Origin of the sequence: Halococcus sp. IIIV-5B, from assembly GCF_003602035.1 — an archaeon.
Taxonomy (GTDB): Archaea; Halobacteriota; Halobacteria; order Halobacteriales; family Halococcaceae; genus Halococcus; species Halococcus salsus.
This window is the reverse complement of record NZ_QZWE01000014.1, coordinates 1-15,055: the sequence shown is the minus strand read 5'-3', so window position 1 is coordinate 15,055 and position 15,055 is coordinate 1. Positions and strand designations below refer to the sequence as shown.

The 15,055-nt window shown below is 65.6% G+C and carries 13 protein-coding genes and 1 pseudogene; 8 read left to right on the top strand and 6 right to left on the bottom strand.

The window, feature by feature from the left end; translation table 11 throughout:
- Positions 1 to 5: 5 nt before the first annotated feature.
- Positions 6 to 824 carry an alpha/beta fold hydrolase gene (locus tag D3261_RS10795; protein WP_120072248.1) on the bottom strand — a complete coding sequence of 273 codons (819 nt, stop codon included), beginning with the start codon at positions 822 to 824 and terminating at the stop codon, positions 6 to 8.
- Positions 825 to 964: 140 nt separating this feature from the next.
- Here D3261_RS10795 and D3261_RS10790 point away from each other — a divergent pair, with 140 nt between their 5' ends.
- Together D3261_RS10790 and D3261_RS10785 are read left to right on the top strand one after the other, a co-directional pair.
- Positions 965 to 1,966: a Cdc6/Cdc18 family protein gene (locus tag D3261_RS10790; protein ID WP_233553970.1), complete on the top strand. Its 1,002-nt coding sequence runs from the start codon at positions 965 to 967 to the stop codon at positions 1,964 to 1,966.
- A gap of 77 nt (positions 1,967 to 2,043) precedes the next feature.
- Positions 2,044 to 2,643, top strand: coding sequence for a hypothetical protein (locus D3261_RS10785; protein ID WP_120072245.1), 600 nt, complete (start codon positions 2,044 to 2,046; stop codon positions 2,641 to 2,643).
- Between the two features lie 435 nt (positions 2,644 to 3,078).
- Here D3261_RS10785 and D3261_RS10780 read toward each other — a convergent pair whose 3' ends face one another.
- Positions 3,079 to 3,600, bottom strand: a complete 522-nt coding sequence (locus D3261_RS10780) for an Lrp/AsnC family transcriptional regulator (protein WP_120072243.1) — start codon at positions 3,598 to 3,600, stop codon at positions 3,079 to 3,081.
- Between the two features lie 55 nt (positions 3,601 to 3,655).
- The gene (locus D3261_RS10775; protein ID WP_120072241.1) at positions 3,656 to 4,990 is read right to left on the bottom strand and encodes an aspartate aminotransferase family protein; all 1,335 of its coding nucleotides are present in this window, start codon (positions 4,988 to 4,990) and stop codon (positions 3,656 to 3,658) included.
- 169 nt (positions 4,991 to 5,159) lie between these two features.
- Between D3261_RS10775 and D3261_RS10770 the strand changes: the two genes are divergently transcribed.
- The 6 genes from D3261_RS10770 to D3261_RS10745 all read left to right on the top strand — a co-directional run bounded on the left by D3261_RS10770 (position 5,160) and on the right by D3261_RS10745 (position 12,361).
- The gene (locus tag D3261_RS10770) at positions 5,160 to 6,635 is read left to right on the top strand and encodes a CoA-acylating methylmalonate-semialdehyde dehydrogenase (RefSeq protein ID WP_120072239.1); all 1,476 of its coding nucleotides are present in this window, start codon (positions 5,160 to 5,162) and stop codon (positions 6,633 to 6,635) included.
- Between the two features lie 160 nt (positions 6,636 to 6,795).
- The gene (locus D3261_RS10765) at positions 6,796 to 7,857 is read left to right on the top strand and encodes a TIGR03842 family LLM class F420-dependent oxidoreductase (protein ID WP_120072237.1); all 1,062 of its coding nucleotides are present in this window, start codon (positions 6,796 to 6,798) and stop codon (positions 7,855 to 7,857) included.
- Positions 7,858 to 7,985: 128 nt separating this feature from the next.
- Complete coding sequence (locus D3261_RS10760) at positions 7,986 to 9,518, top strand: uracil-xanthine permease family protein (RefSeq protein WP_233553969.1); 1,533 nt, start codon at positions 7,986 to 7,988, stop codon at positions 9,516 to 9,518.
- Positions 9,518 to 9,958, top strand: coding sequence for a hypothetical protein (locus D3261_RS10755; protein ID WP_120072235.1), 441 nt, complete (start codon positions 9,518 to 9,520; stop codon positions 9,956 to 9,958). The genes D3261_RS10760 and D3261_RS10755 overlap by 1 nt, the downstream gene beginning before the upstream one ends.
- 139 nt (positions 9,959 to 10,097) lie before the next feature.
- Positions 10,098 to 11,333, top strand: a complete 1,236-nt coding sequence (locus D3261_RS10750; protein ID WP_120072233.1) for a M20 family metallo-hydrolase — start codon at positions 10,098 to 10,100, stop codon at positions 11,331 to 11,333.
- Positions 11,330 to 12,361: an LLM class flavin-dependent oxidoreductase gene (locus D3261_RS10745; protein WP_120072231.1), complete on the top strand. Its 1,032-nt coding sequence runs from the start codon at positions 11,330 to 11,332 to the stop codon at positions 12,359 to 12,361. Before D3261_RS10750 ends, D3261_RS10745 begins: the two co-directional genes overlap by 4 nt.
- A gap of 21 nt (positions 12,362 to 12,382) precedes the next feature.
- Here D3261_RS10745 and D3261_RS10740 read toward each other — a convergent pair whose 3' ends face one another.
- From D3261_RS10740 to D3261_RS10730, 3 genes and pseudogenes are all read right to left on the bottom strand, one after another.
- Positions 12,383 to 13,786 (bottom strand): dihydroorotase family protein, encoded by a 1,404-nt coding sequence (locus D3261_RS10740; protein WP_120072229.1) that lies wholly within the window; start codon positions 13,784 to 13,786, stop codon positions 12,383 to 12,385.
- Between the two features lie 570 nt (positions 13,787 to 14,356).
- Entirely contained in the window at positions 14,357 to 14,869 is a 513-nt protein-coding gene (locus tag D3261_RS10735; RefSeq protein WP_120072227.1) for a helix-turn-helix domain-containing protein, read from the bottom strand.
- Positions 14,870 to 14,922: 53 nt separating this feature from the next.
- Positions 14,923 to 15,055 (bottom strand): annotated as a pseudogene (locus D3261_RS10730) (mandelate racemase/muconate lactonizing enzyme family protein); the annotation flags it as partial.

The window sequence follows — 15,055 nt, the reverse complement described above, 5'->3', positions numbered from 1 at the left end:
GCTTTTCAGTAGACGTCGTTCAGGAACCCTCGAAGCGCCTCGTTGACCGCTTCGGGGTTTTCGAGGTTCGAGGAGTGCCCGGCTTCCGGGATCAGTTCCTGGCGGGCGTTGGGGAGCGCGTCGAGCATCGGTTCGGTGCGTTCGGGGGCTATCGAGGCGTCCTCCTCGCCGTGGATCGAGAGGACGGGGACGTCGATACCCGAGAGCTTCGGCGTGAAGTCCGGCTGGTTCAGCCACGAGTGCATCTCGCGGTAGAACCCCTCGGCGGGGTAGGTCCGCCACCGTTCGACCCAGCGATCGGGGAGGGCGGGGTTCTCCGCGCGCGTGGTCTCGCCGAAGAGCCCGTCCCGCGCGACCGTGACGCCGGGCTCCGTGAATTTCCCTTCCGCGCGAGCCTGCTCGGCGAGCTGGCCGTACTGCTCGCGTTCGACCTCGGTGTACGACTCGGCCATCGAGTCGATGAGGACCAGTCCGTCGAGCCGCTCGGGGTAGCGCTCGGCGAAGCGCAGCGCCATGAACCCGCCCATCGACATCCCGCAGAGCACGACCGTGTCGAGGTCGAGCCCGTCACAGAGCGCGTCGACGTCGTCCGCGAGGTCGTAGAGGTCGTAGGAGCTCGCGTACTGGTCCGTCCGCGCCCGGAGGTCGTAGGCCACCGTCCGAAAGTCGTCGGCGAGCGCCTCGACCTGTGGGTCGAACATCGTCCGGTCCATCAGGGTGCCGTGGGCGAACACGACGGCCGGACCGTCACCGCGGTCGGTCACCACCGTCTCCGGTCGAACTCGATACCGTTCGGTCGCTGTGTCCGACGTAGTATTCGACACGATCGATGTTCGGGGTGTAGCGACTTATACTCCCCCGTGGCGGCGGTGAACGCCGATATCACCGGCTCGACAGATCGGTTTCCGGAAGAACTGGAAACCCGGCACCGCCGCTTATGTCGGTGGGCGTGAACACCAGCAACATGATCCGGGACGCCCGCGTGCTCCAAGACGAGTTCCTCCCGCGCGAGGTGGGCCATCGCGACCAGGAGATGAACGCCCTCACCCGCGCGCTCGACCCCGTGACGCGCAACGAGCCCGCCGAGACCGCGTTCCTGTTCGGGCCCTCGGGGACGGGCAAGACCTGTCTCGCCCGGTTCGCGCTCGCCCGCCTCCGCGAAGTGGTGCTCGACCTCAACTACCAGTACGTCAACTGCTGGCAGGATTACACCCGATTCCGGGCGCTCTATCGCATCCTCGAAGCCATCGGTTCGACGGCGGACATCCACCGTCAGTCGACGCCGACGGACGCCCTCCTCGAACGGCTCGAAGCCTACGACGGGCCGGAGTTCGTGGTGATCCTCGACGAGGTCGACCAGCTGCAGGACCACGACCTCCTCTACGACCTCTATCGCACCGTCGGCGTCTCGATGGTCCTGATCGCCAACAGCGAGGAGGAACTGTTCGCACGGCTCGACAGCCGGCTGGTCTCGCGCCTCCACGCCTCGACCCGGATCCGCTTCGAGAAGTACGAACTCGACGAGCTGGTCTCGATCCTCCACGACCGGGTTCGGTGGGGGCTCGACGTGGAGGTCCCGCGCGACCGGCTGGTGACCATCGCCGACGCCGCGGCCGGCGACGCCCGCGTCGCGATCGGGATCCTCCGGAGCGCCGCACGGCAGGCCGAGGGAGCGGAGAAGGACGGGATCGGGATGGAGACGATCCGAACCGCGATCCCGGCGGGCCGAACCGAGGTCAGACAACGAAACGTCGAACAGCTCACGCCACACCAGCGCGCGCTCTACGAGATCGTCCACGACCGCGAGACGGTCACGCCCGGCGAGCTCTACGAGGCGTACCGCGAGCGGGTCGAGGAACCCCGCTCCAACCGGACCGTCAGAAATCACCTCTCGAAGCTCGCCCACTACAACCTGATCGAAAAGCGGGGTGAGGGACGTGGCCGGACGTACCACCACCCGGAGTAGCGCTTCTGGCACTCCCGGAAAGCCGTCCCGCTCGCTTACGACGGTCGGTCGGGATCGCTTCACTGGAGGCAACATCGATGATCGGGGATCTCGCGTTCTGTCCGAAGACCGGTGCACGGCTCTCAGAGGAACGGTACTATCGCGCGGACGGCCCACCGCTCAGGGTGCCCGTCGACGACGAGTATGTCTCGGCCGAGGAGATAGATGGCGAACTCACCGCGGGGGCCGTCTGTTCGTCCCGCCGGGCGCTCCTCACCCACTTCCGGCGCACCCACCAGTACCACCACCGGCCGGACGACGAGCTCTATCGGACGGTCGCGCTCCGGCTCCGCGACCTGAAACGCACCGCGAGCGGACCACACTCGCCGGACATGGTGGTCTGGCTCGCGCTCCACGACCACCTCGACACCACGGGAATCGACGTCGAGTGGATGCTGGGCCACGTCGAACTCCGGTGTCCACACTGCCACGGTCGGCTGAAGTACCACCAGCACGATCCCGAAACCATCCACGCCGAGTGCGCGACGAACTGCACCGACGACAACGCCGACCGCCTCGCCGAGATCGAGCGGCTCGCGAGCGAACTCGCTCGTGACGCCCTCGACCGGACGGACGTCGAGGAGGGTCTCGGTTCCCGAACGACGGCGCGGGACGCGCTTACCGAACCGCTCGGGTAGCCGCCGCCGGCGACGCGCCGCCACCGTTCCGGTCGAGGTGCGAGGAGAGCCGTACCCAGCAGCACGGCCGAATTTTCAGCATTAAATCGTTACTCCTCAACATCTCGCGCACGAATTTCAGTTAGATGATTAATTCAGATTTTTTCTACAATATTCTCTCGATTTTCACCAATCTCGAAAGCAAAACAGATGATTATCGGAGTTCTCCAGTACAGACAGAGACATTAGATCGAAAGTGATGTGCGGTGGTCGGTCTGTGGAGAGTGTCAGCGATCGACGGTCGAGCCGGCTCGTGCTCCGTCTCGCTGTCGTCGTTCAGATGAATCCCGTCTCTCCGATCCGTTGGTCGAGCGAGCCCCTCCCGTATCGGGTGTGTAAAGACTTATTGCTGACTTCGGATCGAGCCGATCGGACTGGGTTCGTACCCGCGAACGGCTACCGGTCGGCCGGTTCGAGGATCGTGTTCCGTGCCGCGGGCGTGAGGTTCGAGGAGACGGCGTGGTCGGCGAACTCGTCGAGCACGAACTTCGAGGCGGTCTCGTTGACGCCCTCGACGGCGACGATCCGGTCGATGAGGTCGTTGAGCTGGTCGCGGCTCTGGACACGGCTGACGACCACGAAGTCGACGTCGCCCATCGTGTAGTAGACGTGTTCGACCCCGTCGAGCGCGACCAGCGACTCCCCGATCGCCTCGGAGTAGCCGGTCTCGTGGGCCACCATGACGTCCGTGACGGCGGTCATCTCCAGCCCCAGTGCGAGGGGGTCGACGTCGGCGGTCACCCCGCGGATGACGCCGTTGGCTTCGAGTTTGTTGAGCCGATAGTGGACCGCCGACTTCGAGAGGCCGAGTTCGTCGGCGATCGTTTCGAGGCTGACGTCGAAATCCGCCTCGACCTGTTCGAGCAGCGCGAGGTCGGTCTCGTCGAGCGCCGCGGCCGCGTCCTGTGAACCGTTCATACCGTCGGATGGGGGCGCGAGGGTATGAACCTCCGGGCTGGCGACGGCGCGGCCGTCAGTCGTCCATCGCGTCGTCCGAGACGTCGAGCCCGGCGTCGAGCGCGTCGATGGCCTCGTCGACCTCGCGCTCGGTGATCGGGAGCGGTGGCGCGACGATCAGGGTGTTGATCATGTTCGCGACGTAGGTCCCGTGGTCGGCCGCGGTCGCCGACACCTCGTCGACCACGGTCGTCCCGGTCGAGATCTTGTCCTTTCGCTCGCCGAAGGGGATCCGCTCGTCGGCACGCTTGGTGAGCTCGATCCCTCGGAAGAGGCCGACCCCGCGTGTCTCGCCGACGCTCGGGTGGCGCTCGCCGAGCTCCGCGATCCGCTCGCCGAGGTAGTCGCCGACCTCGCTGGCGTGCTCGATCAGGTTCTCCTCTCGGTAGGTCTCGACCGCGGCCGCCCCCGCCGCGACCGCGACCGGGTGGCCGGCGTAGGTGTGGCCGTGACAGAACAGTTCGTCCTCGAAGTAGTCGGCTATCTCCGAGGTGACGGTCGTCGCGCCGAGTGGCTGGTAGGCTCCTGTCAACCCTTTCGCCATCGTCATGATGTCGGGTGTCACACCGAAGACGTCACACCCGAACCACTCACCCGTGCGCCCGAACCCGCTCATCACCTCGTCGCAGATCAGGAGCGCGCCGTGGTCGTGGGCGATCTCCTTCAATCGGGGGAGGTACTCGTCCGGTGGCACCAGGATCCCGTTCGAGCCCACGATGGGTTCGACGAGGACGGCGGCGACGGTGTCGCCTTCGAGCATCAGCATCTCGTCGATGTACTCTAGACTCTCCATCGGGTCGAGCGTCGAGCCGTAGGCGTAGGGGTCGGGAGCCTTGATGGTGCCCGGAACACCGGGTTCCGAAGCGAGCCGTCGCGGGTCGCCGGTGACGCTGATCGAACCGTGGGTCGCGCCGTGATAGGACCGGTAGCGCGAGACGACCTTCTGTTTCCCCGTGTAGAGTCGGGCGATCTTGAGCGCGGCCTCGACCGCCTCGGTCCCGCTGGTCGAGAAGAAGGTCTTCGAGAGATCCCCTGGAGTGATCTCGGCGAGCTGTTCGCCGAGCTTCGCGCGTGCGTCGGTGGTGTAGCTCGGCGCGACGAACGGCACGTCGCGGACCTGCTCGGCGACCGCGTCGGCGACCCGGTCGGCGGCGTGACCGAGGTTCGAGCACATCAGCTGGCTCGAGAAGTCGATGTACTCGTTACCATCGGCGGTCGTGAAACGGACGCCGTCCGCCTCGACGACCTGGGTGGGGTCGACCTCGGACTGGTAGGACCACGTCCCGAAGACGTGTTCCTTGTCGGTTCGCTCGACCGCGTTGGCCCCGATGGGTGACTCGGGTTCGCTCATACGCCACCCTCTACGGAACTACCCGTGATTAGTCTTTGGCTCGTTCGGCGATCGGCTGAACGAACGACGATTTCTGGGAGAACAGTAAAACAGGAGTCGATGGATTCGGGGCTCGAACGAACGCTGTCGGAAAGGTTTATGTCGAGGTGGACACACTCACGCACATCGCATGACGCTCGATACCACCCCCCCGTGGAACGACGTACCGAACTACATCGACGGCGACTGGACCGCGCCATCCGAGGAGGGTCGCGAGGTCGTCAATCCTGCAACCAACGAGACGGTCTCGACGGTCGGCTTCAGTTCGGCGGCGGACGTCGACGAGGCCGTCGCGGCCGGCGAAGCGGCGTTCGAGACGTGGCGGAAGACGCCCGTCGAGGAGCGGATCCAGCCGCTGTTCAGGCTCAAGACCCTGCTGGAGGACCACCACGACGAACTCGCCGAGGTACTCGTCCAGGAACACGGCAAGACGCTCGGCGAGGCCAAGGGCGAACTCCGCCGCGGGATCGAGAACGTCGAGGTCGCCTGCGGGATCCCCTCGATGATGCAGGCGGGCCACCTCCCGAACGCCGCCCCCGACATCGACGAGACCGCGGTCCGCAAACCGCTCGGCGTCTTCGCGGCGATCACCCCGTTCAACTTCCCGGGGATGATCCCGCTCTGGTTCCTGCCCTACGCCGTGGCGACCGGCAACTCGTTCATCCTCAAACCCAGCGAACAGGACCCGGTGGTCGCTCAGCGCCTGTTCGAACTCCTCGACGAGGCGGGCTTTCCCGATGGCGTCGTCCAGCTCGTCAACGGCGGCGTCGACACCGTGAACACACTCCTCGACCACGGCGGGATCGAGGGGGTCTCGTTCGTCGGCTCGACGCCCGTCGCGCGCACCATCTACGAGCGGGCGGCGGCGAGCGGCAAGCGCGCGCAGGCCCAGGGCGGCGCGAAGAACCACATCATCGTGGCCGAGTCGGCCGACCTCGACTTCGCGGCGAAGAAGACCATCTCGTCGGCGTTCGCCTGCGGCGGCGAACGGTGCCTCGCGAACGACGTCGTCGTGGTCGACGAGTCGGTCTACGACGAGTTCACCGAGCGCGTCGTCGCGGAGGCCGAGGACCAGGTCGTCGGCTACGGCCTCGACGACGGCACGGACATCGGCGCGCTGATCAGCCCCGAACACGAGGAACGCGTTCGCGAGATGATCGCGACGGGGGTCGACGAGGGGGCCGAACTCCTGCTCGACGGCCGCGATGTCGAGGTCGAAGGATACCCCGACGGCAACTTCCTCGGGCCGACCGTCTTCGGTGACGTCGACCCCGACGCGACCATCGCACGCGAGGAGATCTTCGGGCCGGTATTGGGACTCCTCCCGGTGGCCGACATCGACGAGGCGATCGAGGTCCTCAATCGGAGTGACTTCGGCAACGCCGCGAGCCTCTTCACGGGGAGCGGGGCCGACGCCCGCAAAGCTCGCCACGAGGCCGACGTCGGCAACCTCGGCGTGAACGCCGGCACCGCCGCCCCGATGGCGTTCTTCCACTTCGGCGGCCGGAAGGACTCCTTCTTCGGCGACCTCCACGCCCAGGGCGACGACATGATCCGCTTCTACACCGACGAGACGGTCTACATCGAGCGCTGGCCCGACGCCTGAGCGCGGACGGGAACGATTCGCGTTCCACTCTCGCCGATCCGGCCAGCGTTTCGGGGCAGGATGCGGACGAAATCCAAAATTCTCGGTTCTTGACGAACGTTTAGCGAGAGATTCGAGGGATCGATAGACGTATTACGAACGAGACGTGTCGTGTGACCGTATGACACTCGACGAGTTCGCGGTGACGTTCAAGGGTGACGTCTCGCCCGAGCGAACGGTGGCGTTGGCGGGGCTCGCGGAGGACGCGGGGTTCGACTACGGCTGGTTCTACGACTCCCACGTTCTCTGGAAGGACCCCTACCCGCAGATGGCACAGCTGCTCGAAAACACAGACCGGATGAAGACGGGAACGCTGGTCACCAATCCCAAAGTACGGGACGTCTCGGTGACCGCCAGCGCGTTCGCGGGGCTGAACCAGCTCTCGGGCGGCCGGGCGGAGCTCGGGATCGGGCGTGGCGACAGCTCGCTGCGAATGCTCGGCGAACAGCCGGTGCCGTGGCACGAGTTCGAGACACAGGTGGACTACATCCGCGACCTCCACCGGGGCGAGCCGATCGAACACCCGAACACCGGCAACGAGATCGAGCTGACCTGGACCGACACCGAGCTCGTGACGTGGGTTGCGGCCTACGGCCCGAGGATGCTCGAACTCGCCGGCAAGACCGCCGACGGTGTGATCCTCCAGATCTCGGATCCCTACCTCGTGGGCTGGTTCGTCGACCAGATCCGCGAGGGCGCGCGCAAACACGGCCGCGACCCCGAGGAGATCCGAATCATGTCGTGTGCGCCGGTCTGGCTCAGCGAGGACGTAGACGAGGCGCGCGACAGGCTCCGCTGGTTCCTCGCGATGGTCGGCAACCACGTCGCCGACCTCGTCGACACGCATCACAAGGGTGACGAACTCCCCGAGGAACTCACGACCTACATCGAGGGTCGGAAGGGCGAGGGCGCGGAGGGTGGCTACGATTACTCGGAACACGCCGAACAGGACGCCGACCACCTCGACTGGATCCCGGACCCGATGATCGACCGCTTCTGTGTGCTCGGCACGCCCGAAGACCACATCGAGAAGCTCGAAGAGCTCGAAGCACAAGGCGTGGACCAGTTCAACATCTACCTCATGTCCGGCGAGGAGGCCAGACACGTCGAGACCTACGGGAGAGAGGTACTGCCGGCGTTCACCGACGGCAAGGAGTACGCCGATGCGGGGATCGAGTCGTGACGCACGGCTGGGTTCGCCCGAACGGGGATCACAACCCAAAAGAATAAGTCGGTCTCAAAACAGCCACTATCATCGCATGAACGACCGACAACCGACCAGCAAACGAGGGGACAGGGTGGAAAAGCTCCATGTCTGAGGGGGATAGTACGACGAACACCGATATCGAGTCGGGGATGGTGATATACGGGGTCGACGACAAGCCCCCGCTGGGGCGGTCGATACTCCTCGGCGTCCAACACTGGATGACGATGATCGGCTCGACGATCGCGATTCCACTGGTTCTCGCGGGGGCGCTCGGCTTCGACGCGGCCCAGACCGCCCAGCTCGTGGGGACCTTCTTCGTCGTCTCGGGCGTCGCCACGCTCGCCCAGACCACGGTCGGGAACCGCTACCCGATCGTGCAAGGTGGGACCTTCTCGATGCTCGGGCCGGCGCTCGCGATCATCGGCGTGCTCGCGGCGAGCAACGCGCCGCCGGAGGTGATGATACGCCAGCTCCAGGGCGCGGTGATCGTCGCCGGGCTCGCCGAGGTGGCGATCGGCTACTTCGGGGTGTTCGGCCGGCTGAAGAAGTACATGGGTCCGATCGTGATCGCGGTCGTGATCGGTCTCATCGGGCTCGCGCTCCTCAGCGTGGGCCAGATCACGTCCGCGAACCAGAACTGGTATCTCGCGGGGCTGACGCTCGCACTGATCGTGCTCTTCTCGCAGTATCTAAACAACTACGCCGAGGTGTTCAAGCTCTTCCCCGTGTTGCTCGGGCTCGGAACGGCCTACCTGATCGCGCTCGTGGTCACGCTCGCGGGCGTGGCGAACGTCGTCGACCTGAGCCCGGTCGCGGCCGCACCGCCGATCCGCGCGATCGTGCCCTTCCAGTGGGGCATGCCGCTGTTCACCGGGTCGTTCGTCGTCGGGATGCTCGCCGGAATGTTGGCCTCCGCGATCGAGAGCTTCGGGGACTACCACTCCGTCGCGCGGATGGCCGGCGAGGGCGCGCCCAACAAGAAGCGGATCAACCACGGCCTCGGGATGGAGGGGCTCGGCAACGTCTTCGCGGGGATCATGGGCACCGGCAACGGCTCGACCTCCTACACCGAGAACGTCGGCGCGATCGGGATCACGGGTGTCGCCTCCCGGTACGTCGTCCAGATCGGTGCGCTCGTGATGATCGTCGTCGGCTACGTCGGCTACTTCGGGGCGTTCGTGACCACGATCCCGGACCCGATCGTCGGCGGGCTCTTCCTCGCGATGTTCGCCCAGATCGTCGGCGTGGGGCTCTCACAGCTCCAGCACGTCGACATGAACCAGAATCGGAACGTGTTCGTCGTTGGCTTCGGGCTGTTCGCGGGGCTCTCGATCCCCCAGTACATCGCGAACGTCGAGGCCGCCTCGGGCGTGACACTTCAGGCCGGCCTCGCGAACGTGCCGCTGCTGGGTCCGGTGCTCGGGATCCCGGAGGTCGCGAACACCATCGGGATCGTGCTCGGGACCGAGATCGCGGTCGGCGGGATCGCGGCGTTCGTCCTCGACAACACGATCCCCGGCACCAAGGAGGAGCGCGGCCTCACCGCCTGGGAGGAGATCACCGAGGACGAGAACGCGTTCGAACCCGCCCACGAGCGGTTCCTTTCGAACCGGGGCAGCGGAACGGGTGACGACTGATGGCGCAGGCAGGCGACGCGACCGGGGTCGCCGAACCGGGCCAACAGTCACCGGACTCCACCGACCAGGACGAGGTCGCCATCACGCGGACTTCGCTCCGGAACGGTGGCTGGCTGGGCTACGGGAACGACGGTCTCTACGTGAAGCGCGACGGGAAGGTGAAGATCCGCGACGAGGACATCACACGGATCACGCTCCGAGCGATCGAGTGGGATCTCGTCGTGATGAGCCTCCTGCTGGTCGGAGTCGGTGGCTACGTCGTGGCGACCCGGAACCCGCTCGTCGGGGTCGGCTTCGCGGTCGCCGGGCTGTTGAGCCTCTATCGAACCTATCGAAAGCGGTACGCGCTCTCGGTCCACGTCGGGAACGACGGCCCGCTCACGGTGTATCCCGACCACCCGAAGCGGTGTCACGAACGGCTCGCCGACCGGATCGAGTGAGGGGTTTCGGGAGAACGAGTCGGTGAAAGCGACCGATAACGGAGTTTTCGACGGCATCGAACGGGGAACGGAGCCCGAAGCCGTGGTGAGGTGTACGCCGGTGAGGAAAGCTTAAGAGGCCACTGTCTGTCGTGGTAACATGCGACTCGATGTCGACAAGGAGCGGCTCGTCGAGACGATGCAAGCGCAGGCCGCGATCGGCGCGACCGAGAACGGCGGGCTCCACCGGCTGACGCTCTCGGACGAGGACCGGGCGGTCCGCGACTGGCTGCGCGACGAGATGGAGCGTCTAAATCTCGACGTCCGGGTCGACGCGGCGGGCAACATGTTCGGCCGGCGCGAGGGGACCGCGGACCTCCCCACCGTCCTCGTCGGGTCACACATGGACTCCCAGCCCTACGGCGGGATCTACGACGGCCAGCTGGGCGTGGTCGCCGCGCTCGAATTCGTTCGCTGTCTCGAAACCGAAGGTATCGAGACCGACCATCCCGTGGAGGTCGTCAACTGGACCAACGAGGAGGGCTCGCGCTACCAGCCCGCGATGCAGGGCAGCGGGATCTGGGCCGGCGTTCACGACCTCGAAGAAGAGTACGACCAGACCGACGAGGACGGGAACCGGTTCGAGGACGAACTCGAACGCATCGGCTACAAGGGCGACGTGCCGGCCGAACCAACCGAGGAGTACGAGGCCTACCTCGAACTCCACATCGAGCAGGGCCCCTACCTGGAGGAGGGCGGCCACGACGTCGGTGTCGTCACCGGCGTAGTGGGGTTCACGTGGGGTGCGATCACCTTCTACGGCGAAGCCGACCACACGGGGCCGACGCCGATGGAGTACCGTCGGGACGCGCTGGTGCCGGCCGCCGACGTCATCACGCAGATCCGACGGATCCCGGGGACCCTCGGCGAGCGCACGGTCGGTTCGACGGGCTACATCGACGCCAGCCCGAACTCGATCAACATCATCCCGGGCGAGGTCACCTTCACCTGGGGCTTTCGTGACCCCTCCGACGAGATCGTCGAGGAGGCCTACCAGCGCGTGCTGGCGGAGGCGGAGGCGGCCGCCGAGCGTGAGGGCGTCGAGTGGGAGCACGAGGAGCGGATGCGTGCGCCGTCGGTCGAGTTCGCCGACCAGTGCGTCGAGGCGGTCGCGGGGGCGGCCGACGACGCGGGCTACGACTCGCGGTACATCTTCAGCGGCGCGGGCCACGACGCGACCCACATGACGTCGCTGATGGACACCGGCATGGTGTTCGCGGTCAGTGATGAGGGGAAAAGCCACAACGAGGCCGAACACACCAGTTGGGACGACTGCCACGCCGCCGTGACGACCACGGTCAACGCGGCCTACGACCTCGCGACGGAGGAACCATGACGACGTTCGACCGGGTCGGGATCTGGAACTGGGAGCGCCCGGACATCGCCGAGGAACTCCACTACGCACAGTACGCCGAGGAGCAGGGGCTGGATTCGGTCTGGCAGGGCGAATCCCGGCTCGTACGCGACGCGATGACCGTGATGGGGGCCTACACCCAGGTCACCGACGAGATCGACATCGCCCCGGGGGTGACGAACTGCTACACCCGAAACGTCGCGCTGATGGCCCAGACCTTCTCGACGCTCGACGAACTCTCGGGTGGACGAATGAAGCTCGGGATCGGCGCGTGGTGGGACCCGCTCGCGAGCAACGTCGGGATCGAGAGGAAAAATCCGCTCCGGCGGATGTGGGAGTACTGTACCGTCACGAAGCGACTGCTCGACCTCGAGAACGTGACCTACGAGGGCGACACGCTCTCGGTCGAGAACATCGAACTCGACCTCGTGCGCTCGAACGCCGACGCCCGCGACGTCCCGATCTACGTCGGCGCGACCGGCCCGACGATGCACAAACTGACTGGGGAGCTCGTCGGTCTCGGGATCTGCGGCGGGGTGTTCATGAACTACCTCATCCCCCCGGAGCACAACGAGCTCGGTGTCGAGAAGCTCGAAGAAGGCGTCGAGAAACAGGGTGGCACGCTCGCGGATATCGACCGGCCGCAGCTCATCGCCGTCTCGATGGACGAGGACTACGACGCCGCCGTCGAGAACGCCCGTCACCTCGTGACCCAGTACATCGGCCAGCAGCCCCACATCCGGAAGGCTTGCGGCATCGAACCCGAACGCGGCGAGGAGATAAAGGAGGAACTCGGAAGCTGGCCGGCGAAGGAGGCGGACATCGAACGCGCGTCCCGGCTCGTCGACGACGACGTCGTGACGAACGTCGTGGCGGCTGGGACACCCGAGGACGTGGTCGAACGCGTCGGGGAGTACTGCGAGGCGGGCTGTACCGAGCCGGTGGTCTACTCGCTCGGTGACAACGTCGAGGAAGTCATCGACGTCTTTGCGGATCACAAGGCGTCGTAGAATTCGGGGAGTTGTTCCTTCCTACTCCGCAGTCCGAGTGTGGCCCGCCGGCCCCCAGTCGGGGACCTCGCGCGCGACGAACTCGCCGTGGCCCGGTTCGCACACGATTTCGCCGTCGTCGGCCACGAGTTCGCCCCTGACGAAGGTCTTCTTCACGCGGCCCTGGACCTCGCGCCCCTCGTAGATCGAGAACTCCGAGATGGAGTGGTTGTTCGCCGGGTCGATCGCGTAGGTCTCCTCGGGGTCGAGGAGGACGATGTCGGCGTCGGTACCGGGTTCGAGCGTACCTTTTTGGGTGAGGCCGAACGTTCGGGCGGGGTTGGTAGCCATCACCTCGACGACGAGTTCCGGGTCGAGCCCGCGGCGGTTGACGGCCTCGTCGTAGAAGACCGGCAAACTGACCTGGAGGGCGTTCGCGCCGAAGGCGCTGTCCCACCAGTGCTCGACCTCCTTCTGGTCGAGGCGATAGCCACAGTGATCGGTCGAGACGACGCCGATAGTACCGGATTTGATGTACTCGAACATCGCTTCGATGTCGTCTGGTTTCCGGATCGGCGGCGCGATCATCGGGAGGTTGCCCAGCTCCGCGAAGATACTGTCGTCGAGCGTGCAGTAGTGGGTGCAGGTCTCGGTGCGGATCTGGCTGCCGTCCACCTGGTAGGAATCGATCACGTCGGCGGCCGCGCGACAGGAGGTGTGGATCCCGTAGTACTGCAATCCCGTTTCGAGCGCCATCCGAACCGCGTCGTCGGCCGCCATCGCCTCGACGTAATCGGGTCGCGACTTCGGATACCACTCGGGGTCGCCCTTGCCCTCCGCCTTGAACTGCGCGTTGAGGTGGTCGACGAGCGAGTCGTCCTCGGTGTGGAAGACGCCGACCGCGCCCTCGTCCGCGATGTGCTCCATCGCCCGGTGCATGAAGCCGTTCGAGAGGCCGTGTTCGTAGGTGGTGAACATCTTGAACGACGAGACGCCGGCGTCGATCACGTCGGCGAGCTCGTCGAAGACGGCGGGGTCCTCGCGCGTGATCGCGCCGTGGAGGCCGTAGTCGATCAGCGCGTCCGCGCCCTTCTCTCGCTTGCGTTCGACGCCGTCGAGGAGCGTCCCCGGCTCGTCCCAGATGCTGAGGTCGCCGGCCCACGCCTGCCACGCGAAGTCGACGTAGGTGGTCGTCCCGCCGGCGGCGGCCGCGCTCGTCGCCGTCTCGTAGCTGTCCACCGAAAACATGTCGTCGACGTGGACGTGGACGTCGACCGCGCCGGGCATGACCAACTGGCCGGTCGCGTCGACGGTTTCGGCCGCCTCGGGCAGGTTCTCGGGGTCCCCGACGGCGGCGATACGACCCTCGTCGATGGCGATGCCAGTCTCGGTGCGCCCCTCGGCAGTGACGACCGTTCCGCCGGTGATGCAGCGGTCTACAACCATGCACAGTGAGACCATGGCACGGGTATAAAATTTGTGATCCCCACACTGGATGGTGGATCGAGGATCGGTGTGGAAGCGAGCCGCCACGATGGAACGAAGATCGGAAGGAGGCTGCCACGACCGGTGGTCGGGCGGACCGAACGAAGCGGTGACCGCGAGGACGAGTGGACCTCGGGGACGAACATACGAACCGTTCTTCGACGATCGAAGATAGTGTTGAAATTCGTCCCGCCAAATTCGGTTAAGTTCGAACTCCGTGCCGGTTAGTAGCCAGATCGTCGTCTAATATCTTAATACCACTAGTATCGACGTAACAATCATAGGTCCATTACAGACTTCCGATCAGAAGTAATTGCATCTCCGGGATCGTTAATCTTCGAATAGTCGACCTGAAATGAATATCCGACGTCGTTTCGTCCCGAGGAAATCGACGACGAAGTCACCGTCCCGCGAGCGAGGCGCGAGTTCGTACTTCTGACTACCGGAAGGAAGGGCGACGACGAAGGAACGGAACGGTCGACGCCGGTGTCGTGCCAGCATTAAGTGATTACAGTTCCTTGGATGACAGCGTCAGTTCGTCCAGCGTTTCTTCCCGGGCTCGGTGTCGGTTTCCGTCGGAGCGGAAGCCGCGTCCCCCGTCCGGACCGTCCTGTAGGAGAGTCCCGCTTCGCTCATGAGTTCCCGGACGCGACGGAGTTCGTACTCGACGCCAAACGTCTCGGCGATGTACTCGCGCGCGAGCGCCGGCGTCCACGTCGAGCGGTCGTAGCCGAAGTCGGTCGGCGGTCGGTTGAGGACGTCTTCGAGTCGGTCGCGTTGTTCGTCGTCGAGTTTCGGTGGGCGACCCGGCCGTGGCGCGTCGTACACCACTTCCTCGACGGGTTCGTCCGCGAGCCGGTCGAGCCGGCGGAGCCAGTTGTAGATCGTCTTCTCGGTTCGACCGTACATCCGCGCCAGCCGCCGCTGTGAGAGCCCCTCTTTGTAGTTGAGACCGACCATCACACGCTGTGTGGCTCGTTTTCCCTCCACCTCCGCGAGGATCTCTCGGAGGTCGTCCGCCGAGACGTCTTCGAGGTGTGCCATTGCGGACGGGAGGCGAACGATACGTAAAGGGTTTTCGCCGTGTTCGAACCGCTTCAGGCCTCGTCGAAGAGGGTCTCGCCGGCGACGAGGTGCTCGCCGACGGTGTCGAGGTCGAGCGTGAGCCCGAGGCCCGGCTCGTCCGGGATCGGGAGCCGACCCGTCCCGAGCACCGTCTCCTCGACCAGG

Coding starts and splice junctions, on each gene's coding strand:
- D3261_RS10790 (WP_233553970.1), top strand. CDS start 965: ATGATCCGGGACGCCCGCGTGCTCCAAGACGAGTTCCTCCCGCGCGAG.
- D3261_RS10785 (WP_120072245.1), top strand. CDS start 2,044: ATGATCGGGGATCTCGCGTTCTGTCCGAAGACCGGTGCACGGCTCTCA.
- D3261_RS10780 (WP_120072243.1), bottom strand. CDS start 3,600: ATGAACGGTTCACAGGACGCGGCCGCGGCGCTCGACGAGACCGACCTC.
- D3261_RS10775 (WP_120072241.1), bottom strand. CDS start 4,990: ATGAGCGAACCCGAGTCACCCATCGGGGCCAACGCGGTCGAGCGAACC.
- D3261_RS10770 (WP_120072239.1), top strand. CDS start 5,160: ATGACGCTCGATACCACCCCCCCGTGGAACGACGTACCGAACTACATC.
- D3261_RS10765 (WP_120072237.1), top strand. CDS start 6,796: ATGACACTCGACGAGTTCGCGGTGACGTTCAAGGGTGACGTCTCGCCC.
- D3261_RS10760 (WP_233553969.1), top strand. CDS start 7,986: ATGTCTGAGGGGGATAGTACGACGAACACCGATATCGAGTCGGGGATG.
- D3261_RS10755 (WP_120072235.1), top strand. CDS start 9,518: ATGGCGCAGGCAGGCGACGCGACCGGGGTCGCCGAACCGGGCCAACAG.
- D3261_RS10750 (WP_120072233.1), top strand. CDS start 10,098: ATGCGACTCGATGTCGACAAGGAGCGGCTCGTCGAGACGATGCAAGCG.
- D3261_RS10745 (WP_120072231.1), top strand. CDS start 11,330: ATGACGACGTTCGACCGGGTCGGGATCTGGAACTGGGAGCGCCCGGAC.
- D3261_RS10740 (WP_120072229.1), bottom strand. CDS start 13,786: ATGGTTGTAGACCGCTGCATCACCGGCGGAACGGTCGTCACTGCCGAG.
- D3261_RS10735 (WP_120072227.1), bottom strand. CDS start 14,869: ATGGCACACCTCGAAGACGTCTCGGCGGACGACCTCCGAGAGATCCTC.